Source organism: Pseudomonas sp. 8AS (assembly GCF_902506505.1).
Classification (GTDB): Bacteria; Pseudomonadota; Gammaproteobacteria; order Pseudomonadales; family Pseudomonadaceae; genus Aquipseudomonas.
This window is the reverse complement of record NZ_LR733406.1, coordinates 756069-769599: the sequence shown is the minus strand read 5'-3', so window position 1 is coordinate 769599 and position 13531 is coordinate 756069. Positions and strand designations below refer to the sequence as shown.

Annotated in this window: 13 protein-coding genes; 3 read left to right on the top strand and 10 right to left on the bottom strand. The window is 69.2% G+C overall.

Annotation, left to right across the window (positions count from 1 at the left end):
- The first annotated feature begins 12 nt into the window (after nt 1-12).
- Entirely contained in the window at nt 13-1131 is a 1119-nt protein-coding gene (locus tag GV001_RS03480) for a beta-ketoacyl synthase N-terminal-like domain-containing protein (protein ID WP_160078171.1), read from the top strand.
- Nucleotides 1128-1685 (top strand): hypothetical protein, encoded by a 558-nt coding sequence (locus GV001_RS03475; RefSeq protein WP_160078169.1) that lies wholly within the window; start codon nt 1128-1130, stop codon nt 1683-1685. Before GV001_RS03480 ends, GV001_RS03475 begins: the two co-directional genes overlap by 4 nt.
- A 44-nt stretch (nt 1686-1729) precedes the next feature.
- Here the strand turns inward: GV001_RS03475 and GV001_RS03470 are convergent, their stop codons facing one another.
- Genes GV001_RS03470 through GV001_RS03455 form a run of 4 tightly spaced genes read right to left on the bottom strand, consistent with a single transcriptional unit; the run spans nt 1730 to nt 5232 of the window.
- Nucleotides 1730-2743, bottom strand: coding sequence for a BtrH N-terminal domain-containing protein (locus GV001_RS03470; RefSeq protein ID WP_160078167.1), 1014 nt, complete (start codon nt 2741-2743; stop codon nt 1730-1732).
- Nucleotides 2740-3147: a hypothetical protein gene (locus tag GV001_RS03465; RefSeq protein ID WP_160078165.1), complete on the bottom strand. Its 408-nt coding sequence runs from the start codon at nt 3145-3147 to the stop codon at nt 2740-2742. Before GV001_RS03465 ends, GV001_RS03470 begins: the two co-directional genes overlap by 4 nt.
- 2 nt (nt 3148-3149) lie before the next feature.
- On the bottom strand, nt 3150-4295 hold the full coding sequence (locus GV001_RS03460) for a beta-ketoacyl-ACP synthase III (protein WP_160078163.1): 1146 nt from the start codon (nt 4293-4295) through the stop codon (nt 3150-3152).
- Nucleotides 4296-4314: 19 nt separating this feature from the next.
- Nucleotides 4315-5232: a dialkylrecorsinol condensing enzyme gene (locus GV001_RS03455; protein WP_160078161.1), complete on the bottom strand. Its 918-nt coding sequence runs from the start codon at nt 5230-5232 to the stop codon at nt 4315-4317.
- Nucleotides 5233-5315: 83 nt separating this feature from the next.
- Here GV001_RS03455 and GV001_RS03450 point away from each other — a divergent pair, with 83 nt between their 5' ends.
- Nucleotides 5316-5711 (top strand): DUF2141 domain-containing protein, encoded by a 396-nt coding sequence (locus GV001_RS03450; protein WP_256664854.1) that lies wholly within the window; start codon nt 5316-5318, stop codon nt 5709-5711.
- A 104-nt stretch (nt 5712-5815) separates the two neighbouring features.
- Here GV001_RS03450 and GV001_RS03445 read toward each other — a convergent pair whose 3' ends face one another.
- From GV001_RS03445 to GV001_RS03420, 6 genes are all read right to left on the bottom strand, one after another.
- A complete protein-coding gene (locus GV001_RS03445; RefSeq protein ID WP_160078157.1) occupies nt 5816-6385 on the bottom strand; it encodes a lipocalin family protein in 570 nt (189 codons plus the stop codon).
- Nucleotides 6385-6639, bottom strand: coding sequence for an outer membrane protein assembly factor BamE (gene bamE / locus GV001_RS03440; protein ID WP_160078155.1), 255 nt, complete (start codon nt 6637-6639; stop codon nt 6385-6387). Before bamE ends, GV001_RS03445 begins: the two co-directional genes overlap by 1 nt.
- A gap of 73 nt (nt 6640-6712) precedes the next feature.
- The gene (locus tag GV001_RS03435; protein ID WP_160078153.1) at nt 6713-7312 is read right to left on the bottom strand and encodes a DUF924 family protein; all 600 of its coding nucleotides are present in this window, start codon (nt 7310-7312) and stop codon (nt 6713-6715) included.
- A 3-nt stretch (nt 7313-7315) separates the two neighbouring features.
- Nucleotides 7316-8323, bottom strand: coding sequence for a class 1 fructose-bisphosphatase (locus GV001_RS03430; protein ID WP_160078151.1), 1008 nt, complete (start codon nt 8321-8323; stop codon nt 7316-7318).
- Between the two features lie 111 nt (nt 8324-8434).
- A complete protein-coding gene (locus GV001_RS03425; RefSeq protein WP_160078149.1) occupies nt 8435-9799 on the bottom strand; it encodes a DUF3999 domain-containing protein in 1365 nt (454 codons plus the stop codon).
- Nucleotides 9796-13419 carry a DUF2339 domain-containing protein gene (locus tag GV001_RS03420; RefSeq protein WP_160078147.1) on the bottom strand — a complete coding sequence of 1208 codons (3624 nt, stop codon included), beginning with the start codon at nt 13417-13419 and terminating at the stop codon, nt 9796-9798. The genes GV001_RS03425 and GV001_RS03420 overlap by 4 nt, the downstream gene beginning before the upstream one ends.
- Nucleotides 13420-13531 lie beyond the last annotated feature (112 nt).

Sequence of the window (13531 nt, the reverse complement as noted above, 5' to 3'; positions counted from 1 at the left end):
CAGGCAAGCAAAGTGACTCCGGTCTACCTGCAACGCGGCGTGCTGCACAGCTGCTTGGGCGAAGACCTGGCCAGCGCCGCCCGCACCCTCGGCCAGGGCACGCTGCCACAGGCCGGGCAGTTCCTCCTGCATGAGCAGCACCAGCCGCGCCCCTACCTGTACGCCGACGCCAGCGCCGACGACCTCGACCAGCGCCTCGATCGCCTGCTCGATGAGCTGCTCGGCGCCGACGCCCGGGAGCTGGACGACTGCCTGCTGATCATCACCAGCACCAGCCTGGATATCACCGAGCTGGAAAGCCGCGCCAGCGCCGAGCAGGGCTTTCGCCCGGAGCATTCGACGCCGCTCGACCTGCTGGCCGAACGACTGCGCCAGCGCCGCGGCTTTGCCGAGGCCTTCACCCTCAACACCGCCTGTACCAGCGCGGCCAACGGCCTGCTGTATGGCGCCCGCCTGTTGGTCGGCGGCGCCTATCAACGAGTGGTGGTGCTGGCCTTCGAGACACCCAGCGCCCTGGCCATGCAAGGCTTCGGCGCGCTGGAGCTGACCAGCGCCAGCGGCCGATACCGGCCGTTCCACCCCGAGCGTGACGGTCTGATCCTCGGCGAATGCTACGCCGCCGGCCTGCTCGGCCTCGAACCCGGGCCTGCGCCACTGGCGCGCCTGCTCGGCGGCTACAGCGCCTGCGACACCAGCAGCCTGACCACCACCCGCGAAGACGGCAGCCATATCGACGCGGTGATGCAGCAGGCCCTGCGCAGCGCCGGGTGCAGCGCCGCCGAGGTGGCCCTGGTCAAGCTGCACGGCACCGCCACCGGCGCCAACGACCACGCAGAAAGCAACGGCATGCGCCTTCTGTTCGGCGAGCAACTACCGACACTGTGCGTGCTCAAGCCCTGGCTCGGCCACACCCTCGGCGCCTGCGGCCTGAGTGAAACCCTGCTGCTAACCCGGCGCCTGCAACAGGGCGCTCTGCCCGGCCTGGACTATGCGGACGAGGCGCTGCTGCCCCTGCCGGGCCAGCCCCTCGATGTAGCGACGGATGCCCTGCTGCTGGCCAACTTCTTCGGTTTCGGCGGCAACAATGCCAGCCTGGTGCTGCAAGGCTGCGCCCATGGAGATCCCGCATGAAGGTGATAGCCGCCAGCGAGATCCACGGCCGCGCCGCCACCAGCGACAAGGAGCTGAAGGCCGCGCTGAGCCAGTGGCTGGACAGCCCGCCCCGGCGCATCGACCGCCTGATCTTCCAGGCCCTGCTCGGGGCTGCCGCGCTGAAGGCGCAGGTGCGCAGCGACTGCGGCCTGTACCTGGCCTCACGCCACCCGGCACGGCCGACCATGGGTGCACTGCTGGATGCCGTGTGCGTGCAGCACAAGCAGCCCAAGCCCTTCGAATTCGTCAACAGCGTGAGCAACGCCGCCGGCTTCCACGTCGCCCAGCAACTGGGCCTGGAAGGGCCGAACCTGTTTATCGGCGCCGGCCCGCGCGCCTGGACGCAGCTGCAGGCACTGGCCAGGCTGGACCTGCGGGATGGGCTGATCGGCCAGGCGCTGTTGCTGCTGGTCGAGGAAAGCGAGGACTTCCGCGTGCAGGGGGTGTTGCTGCAAGGCAATCAGCCAGGCGCACCCGCCGCGGACTTCGCCGCGCTGACAGCCGGCATCGAGGTCCAGCGCCTCGATCTGTAGGGCCGCCGCCCCTCTCCCGTAAACGGGAGAGGGGACGTTAACGCTTAGCCCTTGCGCTTGGCCCAGGCGCCCAGCTCCTGCATCAGCTCGCGTTCCTGCAGCGCGATGCCGCGCAGCATCTCGGCGAGCGGACGGAAGTCCGGCGCCTCGCCCTTGTTGCGGCTGGCGCGCACGCAGGCCGAGGCGAACTGGCGCCAGTCGTCGCCGATGGCGGTGAGCTGGGCCGAGGCCTGTTGCAGTGGGGCAGCGCCGATCAGCTCGCCGGCCTCCTGCAGGAAGCTGGCATACATGAAGCGGAAACCGGCGCCGCCGGTGCCGATCTCTTCCTGCATGCGCACGATATGGGTCAGGTACAGGCGGTTGTACTTGGCCTGCGCCGGATCAAGGTTTTCGATCTGCCTGGCCAGGTGCTGGATGCCGCGGATGCCGATCCACGGCAGCGGCATGCCGTCGAGGATGCGCGTGGTGGACAGCACGCTCTGGCGGATCAGCTTGTCCCAGTCCTGCTCCAGCGGCACCTCGTCGAGCCAGTACATCAGGCCCTTGGCCGCCAGCGCGCCCTTGGCGAAACGGGCTTTCTGCAGGTCGGCGGCGGCGCAGCGCACCGGCTCCTCGAACACCGGATCGCTGATCAGGTACTGGTCGCCGTCACGGCCGTAGGCCAGCAGGTTGTGGGCGTTGAAGTGAAAGCGCATCTCCGCCGGGAAGTACGGCAGCCAGAACACCGAGCTCTGCAGGCCGGCCAAGCGCCCGCTGTCGAGTAGCGCATCCAGCTCACGGCGGCCCTGCTCGGGGTTGCCGAAGGTGCGGCTGTGCAAGCGCGCGCCGAGGCGTTTGCTCAGGGTCTTGATCAGGTGTCTGGGCGGCATGCGGTAAGCAATCAGCGGCATGCCGCTGAGCTTGACGATCGGCAGGTAGGCGAAGGCCAGGCCCGAGGCCAGACCGAAGGCCATCGGCTCGCTCATCGGCAGGCCGGCGTGGCTCAGCAGGCTGGCCATCACCCCGCTCTCGCAGTGGGCGCTCTGGCGGTGCTGGAAATGCGGTTCGAAGCGGGTCATGCCGGGGCCTTCTGGTAAGCGATCAGTTGCGCGACGGGCAGGCCGAACGCATCGGCGTAGCGAGCCAGGATGGCGGCGCTCAGCTTTCGATAGATGGCCGGCCGAAAATGCCGGCGAATGCGCCATTGCCACAGCCCGGTGATCTGCGCCAGCGCCGGCTCGTCCAGGCGGTAGCGGTACATCAGGCATTTCAGCGGCGACAGCTCGCCGCGCTGCCAGGCCGCCTCGGCCTCGGCCTCCTGGGCCTGCAGCTCCGCCACCGCCAGCTGGGTGGCATAGGCCTCCGGCTCCCAGCCGTCGCTCTGTGCGCGCTGGTAGTGGCCGCTGGCGTCCACTGCGTAGACCAGCTTGCTGTGGCCGCCGTAGGTGGCGCTGTGGTCCTGGGGCACTTCGTCGAGTTTCATCGCTAGACCACCGTCAGGTGCATGAAGGCGCTGGAGAAACGCCCGCTTTCCGGGACATAGCAGAGCAGGCGCTGACCGCAGCGCAGGCTGCCGCCGTTGAACAGTTCTTCGAGGATGATGAAGATCGAAGCCGCGCCGGTGTTGCCCTTGCGGGTCAGGTTGGTGAACCAGCGCTCCTGCGGGATCGGCAGGTCGGCATTGGCCAGGCCGGCGGCCAGTGGTTCGCGGAAGAACTCCGAGCTGTAGTGCGGCAGGAAGTAGTCGATGTCCGCCACGCGCAGCTCGCGGCGCGCCATGATGCGCTTGAGGGTTTCTTCCACGGTGTATCTGACGATGTTGTCGTTGAGCAGTTTGACGTCCTGCTTGATCGCCATCAGCGAGCGGCGGCTGCGCTCTTCGCCGTCGAAGCGGCTCCAGCCGGTCAGCTGGCCGTCCTGCATTTCGGCGCCGGCATACATGCACGGCGGCATCTGGTCGGCGAAGGAAAGGATGTCGATCCAGTCGATGCGCAGGCTCGGCCCAGCGGCATTCGGCTGGCCCTGCAGCAGCACCGCGCCGGCGCCGTCGGAGAGCATCCAGCGCAGGAAGTCCTTCTCGAAGGCGATCTCCGGGTGGTGTTCCAGCTCCTCGACGCGGCTTTCGTATTCGGCGTTGAAGTTGCGCGCATGCATCAGGCTGGAGGCGACTTCCGAGCCACAGGCCACGGCGTTGCGACTCTCGCCGCTGGCCACGCTCAGCCAGGCGTACTTCAGCGCGGTCATGCCGCACAGGCAGATGCCGGCGGTGGACACCACCTCGCACGGCGGGTTGCCCAGCTCGCCCTGCACCATTACCGCGTGGTTGGGCATCACCTGGTCCGGCGACGAGCTGCTGGCCACCAGGCAGTCCAGCTCGGCCAGCTCGAAACCGCCACCAGTCAGGCCGCGCACGGCGGCGGCGCTGAGCTGGGCATTGCTCAGGCTCGGCTCGCCGCTGCGCGGGTCGATCACATAGTGGCGCTGCTGGATGCCGTTGCGCCGCAGCACCAGCTTGCGCGCCCGCGACAGCTTGCCGCCGACCAGGCCGAGGCGCGCTTCCATCTGCTCGTTGTCGACGGGGTCGTGGGGCAGGCAGGCGCTGATGCGGTTGATGAATACGGGTTGTACCACGGGCAATCCTCGGGTCACTTCACTCGCCGGACGGGCCGGCAAAGTAGGCCTTCTCACGCTGGATGCGCGCCTTGAACAACGGCGCCAGCAACTTCTTCAACAGGGCACTGAGCGGCACCACGGTGACGATCAGACACAGCAGGAAAACGATATAGATCACCAGCCCCAGGCCGCGCCGCACGCTCTGCTGCGGGCCGAGAGCGGCGAGCAGGCGGCTCCACAACTGGAAGCTGCGGTTGCCGACCTTCTCGCTGGCGATCAGCTTCTCGTCGATCTTCACCGCGCCCAGGCCACGCAGCATCGGCTGTTCGATCGGCAGCGCGTCACGGGTCAGGCGTTGGCTTATGGCCTCGCCGAAACGGCTGGCGGCGGCGATCTCGGCCGCGTCGATGCCGGCACGCGGCACCCAGCCGTAAGGCTTCTGCCGGCCGGTGAACAGCCACAGCGGGGTTGCCAGGAAGCTCGCCGCGGTGCCGCAGGCGTCGGTCAGGGCGATATTGTCCACCAGCCGCGCGCCCAGATCGGCGAGCCGCACCTTGACCTTCTCCTGGGCCATCAGCCACATGTTGCGGCAACCGATCAGCGTCACCACCGGGGTGCCCTGGAGCAGGCGCGCGGCCTCGGGCGAGGCGAGGAAGCTGGTCAAGGGCAACGACGGCGAGAGGAACCACACCTGGTAGGCGAGGATCACCAGGTCGTAACGTTTGCCGGCATCCACCGCCAGCGGCAGCAGTGGCTGCGGACGCTGCAACACGGTTTCCGGGAAGATGCGGAAGAAGCCGAGGAACGGCCAGGGAAAGGGAAAGGGCTGCGCCGGCTGCAGGGCGAGGAAGTCCACCTGGATATCGCTGCACGCCTGCAACGGCGCGCACACCGACTGCACCAGCCGGTCGAGCTGGCCGGTTTGCGAAAAGTGGACCACCAAAACCTGGCGCATTCGACAAAGATTCCCTGCAAAATGGCCGGATTATGCCACAGCGAATTCTTCGAACCGTAACCAGGGCCGGCTATCAAGGCCTGTTGGGCCTGCTGCTGGCCGGCGCGCCGGCCTGGGCCGGCGACATTCTGGTCAGCCTCGACGGCAAACAGGCCAAGGGGGCCGTGCACCTGGCGCTGGTCTTCGCCGACCGCCCCGCCTGGCAGGAGCCGCCGCTGCGCCTGGTCCAGGGCGAGGAGTCGCTCTTGCGCCTGCGCAACCTGCCGCCCGGGCGCTTCGCCATCCAGCTGTTCCAGGACAGCAACGGCAATGGCCGTCTCGACCTCAGCCCGCGCGGCATTCCGCTGGAGCCGGTGGGTTTCTCGGGCAACCCCGCCCTGCTCAACGGCAAGCCCAGGCCGCTGGACTGCCTGTTCGTGCATGGTGCGGCGGACAGCCGGCTGACGATCCGCCTGCAGGCACCGCGGGCCAAGCCCTAGAACCTGTTCACGACCTTTCCCGGCCACAGCACATGAGGGGTTGGGCCGCACAGGTTTGTGCCGGCCCCGCGCAGGGTGCGCCCGGGATTGTCAGCAGGCGTGAGTTACTGGCCGATCCCGGCATCCGCCACACGCCAGATCAGCTCACTGGTGTCATAGCCGCGCGCCTGGGCCTGCTCCAGCATTTCGGTGCGGGTTTCCAGGGGGATTTCCGCCTCGCGGGTCAACAGCCAGAGGTACTCGCGATTGGGGTTGCCGACCAGTGCGGTACGGTAGTCGTCATCCAGGTACAGCACCCAGTAATCGCCCTTGGCCACGCCAGGGAACAGGCGGCTGAACCAGTTATCGAAACGGACCCACAGCTTGTCGGTCTGCCCGGCCATCTGCGGGGTCGCCAGGCCTTTGGCTTCGAGCCACTCGCCGTCGAGGGTGCGGCAGCGGTTGAGCACGCCAACCGCGCCATCCTCCTGCAGCCGGTAGTGCGCCTCGGACTGCGCACAGTTGCGCTGGAAGAACATCGGCAAACGCGCCTGCTCGTACCAGGTGCCCTGGTAGCGTTGCAGGTCCACCGTTCCGGCGGTCTGCGGCGCCTCGCTGCTTGCGCCCGAGCCGGCGCAACCGGCCAGACCCAGCAGCAAGGCCGGCAGAACCAGGCGGTAGCGCAAGCGCGCCATCACTTCAGGCCCTGGCCGGAAAACATCATCACCTTGTCGCCGGCGTACTGCACGCTGATGAAGGTTTTCTCGTCACCCCAGGTGCAGCTGGTGATGCCGATGGCACCGGAGCACTCGGCCGGACTGCCGAGCAGGCTTTCCACCTCGGCCTTGGCCATGCCGGCCTTGAGCTTGGCGTAGTTTTCCTGGTTGACCTTGCTGCAGGCAGCGAGCAGGACACAGGCGGACAGCACGACGAGGGTACGCAGCGACATGAAGCAACTCCAGAGGGAAGGATGACAGGGCAAGAGCTTGGCACATGCGCGGCTCTTCTGCGGCGGTTGGACGTCAGAAGCGTGAGCCGGGTTCCGCCAGGAAGGCCAGTTCGGCAGCCGTCGAGGCGCGCGCAAGAATCGTATTGCGATGGGGAAAGCGGCCGAAGCGGGCGATCACCTGCTGGTGGCGCACGGCATAGTCGAGGTAGCCGGCGAACAGCTGGCGCTCGGCGGCCGGCACCTGCTCGCCCAGGGCGCGGAAACGTGCGACGGCCAGGTCCTGCGTGGCCAGGTCCTCGGCATGCTCCAGCACCAGATAGACGAATACCTGGCGAATCGCCGGCAACTGGCGCTCCAGGCCTTGCGCCAAGCCCCGGCGCACCAGTTGCTGGGCACGGGCATCGCCGGCAAAGGCCTGTGGCGTAGCGCGATGGATCATCCGCGGCAGCTGGTCGAGCAGCAGGATCAGGGCCAGCCAGCCCTCGGCCTGTTCGGCCCAATCCTGCAGCCCGCCGGCCTGGGCCTGAGCACTCAGCTCGCCGAAACGCTCACGCGCCTCGGCATCCTGGCTGGCCTGGTAGCCGAACCACAGCTTGCTGCGCTGGGCCGCCACCGCGCTGGCGGTCGCGGCGTCACCGAACCACCAGTCGAGCAAGGGCTGCCAGGCCGGCACGTTTCAGCCCTTATGGTAGGCCGTGACGCGCTCGACTTCTTCCTTGGAACCGAGGAACACCGCCACGCGCTGGTGCAGGGACTCCGGCTGGATGTCGAGAATGCGCTGGCTGCCGTTGGTGGCGACGCCGCCGGCCTGCTCGATCAGCATCGACATCGGGTTGGCCTCGTACATCAGGCGCAGCTTGCCCGGCTTCTCCGGCTCGCGGGCGTCGCGCGGGTACATGAACAGGCCGCCACGGGTGAGGATGCGGTGCACGTCGGCGACCATCGAGGCGATCCAGCGCATGTTGTAGTTCTTGCCCAGCGGGCCTTCCTTGCCGGCCAGCAGCTCGGAGACGTAGCGCTGCACCGGGGCTTCCCAGTGACGCTGGTTGGACATGTTGATGGCAAACTCGGCGGTGCTTTCCGGCACGCGGATGTTCTCGTGGGTCAGCACGAAGCTGCCCATCTCGCGATCCAGGGTGAAACCCATCACGCCGTCGCCGAGGGTCAGCATCAGCATGGTCTGCGGGCCGTAGATGGCGTAGCCGGCAGCGACCTGCTGGGTACCCGGCTGGAGGAAGGCCTCTTCGCCAAGATCACCGCTTTCGCCATTGCGATCCGGGCAACGCAGCACGGAGAAGATGGTGCCGACCGAGACGTTGACGTCGATGTTGCTGGAGCCGTCGAGCGGGTCGAACACCAGCAGGTAGGCGCCTTTCGGGTACTTGCCGGGGATCTGGTAGGCGTTGTCCATTTCTTCGGACGCCATGCCGGCCAGGTGGCCGCCCCATTCGTTGGCTTCGAGGAGGATCTCGTTGGAGATCACGTCGAGTTTCTTCTGCACTTCACCCTGCACGTTCTCGGTGCCCATGCTGCCGAGCACGCCGCCCAGCGCCCCCTTGGACACGGCATGGCTGATTTCCTTGCACGCGCGCGCGACGACTTCGATGAGGAAACGCAGATCGGCCGGGGTGTTGTGGCTGCGGGTCTGTTCGATCAGATAGCGGCTGAGGGTGACGCGCGACATGGGAGAGGCTCCGGGAGGGAAGTCAAAATCGCGCGCAGTTTAACCGGTCGGAGGCGGCGGCGCCTCATCTGGCTGTCGGCGGGCGACACGGGGTCGCCCGGATGCCGACTTTCAATCCGGAGCGTTTGCCGGTTTACGCAACAGGCTGAAGGCCATCCCGCCCAGCAGGGCGACCCCGGCCAGCAGCACCGCCCACAGCCCCATGCGTTTCCAGTCGGCCTGGCTCTGCGCCTGCTGCGCCACCGCCTCGACGGCGGCCGGCACGCGCTGCGGTGCCGTGGCCAGGCCGAGGCTGGCCAACCGCGCCGGCTCGTAGCCGGGAATCAGCGTGCCGAGCGGCAAGGCTGCCGACTGCGCGCCCGGCCTGCCAACGGCCAGCCGGTAGGGCGCCGAGCCGCGGGCGAGGAACACCACCTGGGTGCTGCGCAGCGCCACCTGCAGGTGTGGCGCATCCGGGCCCAGGCCACCGCCGCGCTGGTCGACCTGCAGGCGCAGCTGCTGTACCGGTGTGCCGTACAGCTCGATCTCGTCCTGGCGCACTTCCCGGCCATCCTGCGGCAGGCGATAGAGCAGGCCGCGCGCCAGCGGTTGCCATTCCAGCTTGCCGTCGCGGCGGCTGGCCAGGCTGACCGGGGCCAGGGTATTGGCCTGCGGCAGGCTGAAGCGCACCCGCTGCAGCGGCAGCGACAGCGGTAACGTCCAGCTGTACTCGCCCGGCTTGTCGCTCTGCGCCGCCAGCGGCGCCGACCAGACCAGAGGCGGCGCCTGCTCGCTGTTGCGGATGCTGATCAGGTTGGCCGCCAGCAGAGTCGGCGCCTGCTGCGGCGCCTGCCAGAGCAGGCGCAGGTAGCGCGCCTTGCGCCCGGGCAGCTCGACCTCGCGCTGGTCGATGCGCTCATTGGCGAAGCTCAGCCGCGCGATGCTGCCTTCGCCCCAGGCGCTCCAGTGCTGCAGGTCGTCGCTGGCCTCGATGGAGAAACGCTGGAAGCCGTCGCTGTCGCTGCTCCAGTCCAGCTGCAGGCGATGCAGCGGCAGGTCCACGGCGCTGGCGTCGAGCAGCCAGCCGCGACGCACCTGGGTGGCGCCGCCCGCCTCCTCCGGCGCCACTTCGACCAGGGTGCCGCTGGTGCTGCGCTGCACGCGGATGGCCGGCGCACCCGGCGCGGCGACCTCGCCCAGCAGCGGGAACCACTTCACCGCCGCCTGCTGGCGCTGCTCGCTGGACTGCGCATCGCCCAGGGTCAAGGCGTAGGCCAGGGCCTCGCCCTCGGCATTGAACACCCGCAGATCGCGCAGGTCGGCATGCCGGGCGGCAAAGTGCAGGGCCAGCGGCAGCTCCAGGCGATACCAGGGCCCCTCGCCTGCGAGGGTAAGCGGTACGCGGGTGGCGAAATCCTCCGCCTGTTCCTCGGCCACGGCCCAGGGGGCCAGCAGCAACGCCGCCAGCAGCGGACCGCAGATCGACAACTTGTTCATGCTTTCACCTGTGCGGATGCGTCATCCGCCTTGCGGGGTGGCAACGGCGCGAAATAGCCGACGACCAGCAGCAACACGCCGACGCCGATAAAGGAAACGATGCGTTCCAGGCCACCGCGGTTGCCCAGTTCGACGAAGAACAGCTTGGCCACCACCACGCCGATCAGCGCCGCCCCCACCAGCCACAGCTCGCGCCGCGCGCGCAGGTGGCCGAGGATCATCAGCGGCAGGGCGATCAGGGTCCAGACGATGGACAGCCCGGCCTGCACCAGCATCGAATCGAGCAGCAGATCGAGCTGATAGGGCACCCCGCCCCAGTGGTGGGCGGCACGGAACACCGTGGCGGTGAACAGGGCGAACAGCGAAACCCCGGCCACCAGCTGCGCGGCACGCTCCACCCGGGGCGCCGCGACGCCCAGCTGCGGCAGGCCACTGCGCAGCCACTGGTGCACGCCGAGCAGGGCGAACAGCAGGCCCAGCTCCAGCGGGTTGAGCAGCGGCAGATAGGGCAGCGGCTCGGCGCTGCCGTCGCTGGCGAGATTGGCCAGCCAGAACCAGCCGAGCAGCAGCGCGGCCAGCGGCGCCGCCGCCCACAGCCGGTACTCGCGCGGATAAGCCGCCACCGGCCACGGCCATTGCCGCGGCGCCGCCATCGCCAGGAGGAAGGCGCTCGGCAGCAGCGCCCAGCCCAGCCAGCGCCAGGCGTTGTACTGCTCGGACAACAGCATCAGCAGGTAGCGCAGCTCCAGCGCCAGCACCCCGAGGATCAGCCAGCAGCCCAGCACGTGGGCGGCACTCAGGGCGCCGCGCGGCAACAGGGCGGCCAGGCGGCGCAGCGACAGCAGGTGCACGACGCCCAGCAGCCCCCAGGCCAGCCAGCCGAAATCCGCTGCCGGGTGATAGCTGCGCTCGCCGACCTGCAGCAGGATCGCGCCGGCCACCGGCACCAGCAGGGTGCACAGCAGGGCCAGGGCACGCCAGCGCAAGCGCGCCGCCAGCCAGGCCCACAGCGCCACGCTCAGCGCCGCCGCCAGCAACAGCAGCGCGCCCTGCAGCCCAGGTGCGACGAAGCGCACGATCTCCGCCGCCAGGGCCAGCGTCCACCAGCCCGCGCCCCAGGCCAGTAGCAGCTGCGCCAGCCGTTGCAGGCTCAGGCTGCCCAGCGCGCCGGCCTGCTGGCGCAGCAGCACATGACGCAGGCGCCAGGCGCCGATCTGCGCGGCGAGGGCCAGCACCAGCGGCGTCCAGAAGCCGGCGTGGGCCAGCGGGCGCAACCCTGCGCTGGGTAGCTGGCCGAGCAGCAACGGGCTGGCCGCGAGGAAGGCGATGCCGCCGACCACCTGCAGCAGCAGGCCGAAGAGGAAACTGGCGCGCAGCTGCAGGCGCAGGCTGAGCCAGATGATCAACAGGCCGCTGCCCGCCCACACCGCACTGGCGCTGTGCCAGGGCAGGACGAACAGCACCGCCAGGTTGATGAACAGCAGGCCGACCAGCAGCACCAGCGACAGCCCACGCAGCAGGCGCCGATCGCCGCTGACCAGCTTGTCGCGCGCGGCGATCAGCATGCCGGCCACCAGCGCCAGGCCGATCAGCGAGCAGACCAGCAGGCCGCGCCAGCCGGAACCAAGCACGCCGGTCTGGCCCGCGTCCGCGCCCTGCAGCTGGCCGAGGAAAACCAGGCCGCCGAGCAGCTGCACGGCGAAGGCACTGAACAGAAAGGTCCGCGACTGCAGGCGCAGGCCGACCCACAGGGTCGCTAACCCGGCCAGCGCCCAGCTGATCGCAGTGCCCTCGGCGGCGAAGCACAGCGGCGCGATCAGATAGAGGAACAGCAACCCGCCCACCGCCAGCAGCGGCAGGCCGCGGCGCTCCCAGGCCTTGCCGGCATCCGCCGGCGCCTGGCGCAATTGCCAGAAGCTGAACAGCAGCGCCGCGCCGAGCATCAGTGCGCCCAGCGGGGCGCCGTCCAGCAGGGTGGCAGCGCCGATATCCAGCCCGCCAAGGAAGGCCAGCGCCGCCCCCGCCTGCAGCAACAGGGCGAAGGCACGCGCCAGCGGTCGCCCCTGGCGCAGGCCGAGCCAGAAGATCCCCGCGCCCTCCACCGCCCAGGCCGCCGATGTCCAGCGCGCATCCAGGCCCAGGGGAATGGCCAGGGTGGCGAAGACCACGCCGAGGGCCAGGCAGGTTTCCACCAGCAGCAGAGTGCGCCCCGGCGCGCGGCCGTTGAACGCCCGGGCCAGCAGCAGGTAGAACAGGCCCAGGCCCAGGGCGCTGAAGGCCGTGGCGAATTCGATGTGCCGCACCAGCCCGTACTGCAGGCCGAAGCCGATCAGCGGCGTGCCGAACAGCACGCTGCTGTCGACGTAGTCGGCCTTGTCCCGCGCCCAGCGCAGCAGCTCGCCACGCTCCTGCGGCGCCGCCGGCGCCTCGCGCAGCTTGCGCCGGGCGAACAGCAGGCCGATGGCCACGTACATCAGGAAGAACAGGATCAGGAACGGCTCGCTGCTCCACAGCAGTTCCGGCGTGTACGAGCGCAGGCCCCAGGCGAAGCCGATGCCGAAGGTGCCGAGGAAGCCGACCAGGTTGAGCAGGCGCCAGGCCTTGAACCAGGCGATGGCGAAAATGCCGCCGTTGAGCAGGATGAAGTAGGAGAACAGCGCCACATGGTTGCCGCTGCCGGTGGACGTCAGGATCGGCGCGGCGAAGCCGCCCAGCGCCGCGGCCACCGCCAGCCCCCGGGCGTTCTGCGCCACCGCCAGGATCGCCGAGAATACGGTGACCAGCACCAGCAGGCCGAGGGCCATCCTGGGATCGAGCAGCGGATGCAGGCGCATGGCGGCGAAGGTGGTCAGGTACAGCACGGCGACGCCGGTGCCCTGCAGGATCAGGCCGTAGCTGCCGACCCGTTCGCGCAGCCACCAGCCCAACCCCAGCAGGGCCATGGCGCTAGCGGCGACGCCGGCATAGCGCAGCTCGACCGGCACCACCATGCCTTCGGTGGCATAGCGCAGGAGGAAGGCCAGGCCGAGGAACAGCAGCACCACGCCGACCCGCAGCACGGTGTTGCCGCCCAGCAGCCAGGCCTGGGCCAGGTCGATGGCGCGTTCGATGGGCGAAGGCTCGCGGGGCGTGGCCGGACGACGTGGTTCGCTGGGACGTGGCGGTAGCTGCGGCAGGGGCACGACCGGCGCCGGAGTCGGGCGCGGCGTCTCGGCGCCAGCCTGGGGCGCGGGGCTGAGCTGCTCTGGCAGCTCCCAGACCAACTCGTCTGCGGACGCCGGCTCCGTGGCGGGCTCGACCGGTGCAACCGGCCCGGCGTCGAGCGCTGCAGCGGCGGCGGCCACCTCGGAAGCGGACTGCTCGGCGACCGGCGCGGCCGTACTCGGCGGGCCGCTCTCCAGCTTGAGCAGGCGCTCGTACAGCACCGTGGTGCCACGCTCGAAGCGCTCGGCGAAGCCTTTCAGCTCCTGGCGCAGCCGCTCGTTGTCCGCCGCCAGCTGATGCAGGCGCAGGGCCTGGCCCAGGCCCAACCCTAGCAACCCGCCGAGCAGGGCCGAAGTGATCGATTCACCAGCCAGTGCACCGAGCACCAGGCCGACCAGCATGAAAATCCATTGCATGCAGTAATTCCCGAGCCGTTTAGGCGAAATCCCTTCCCCGTGCAGCTAACCGAGGATGGCCGAGTATATCGGCGCACCGGGGGCACTACCTAAAGACGTAGGCCAACTGGTG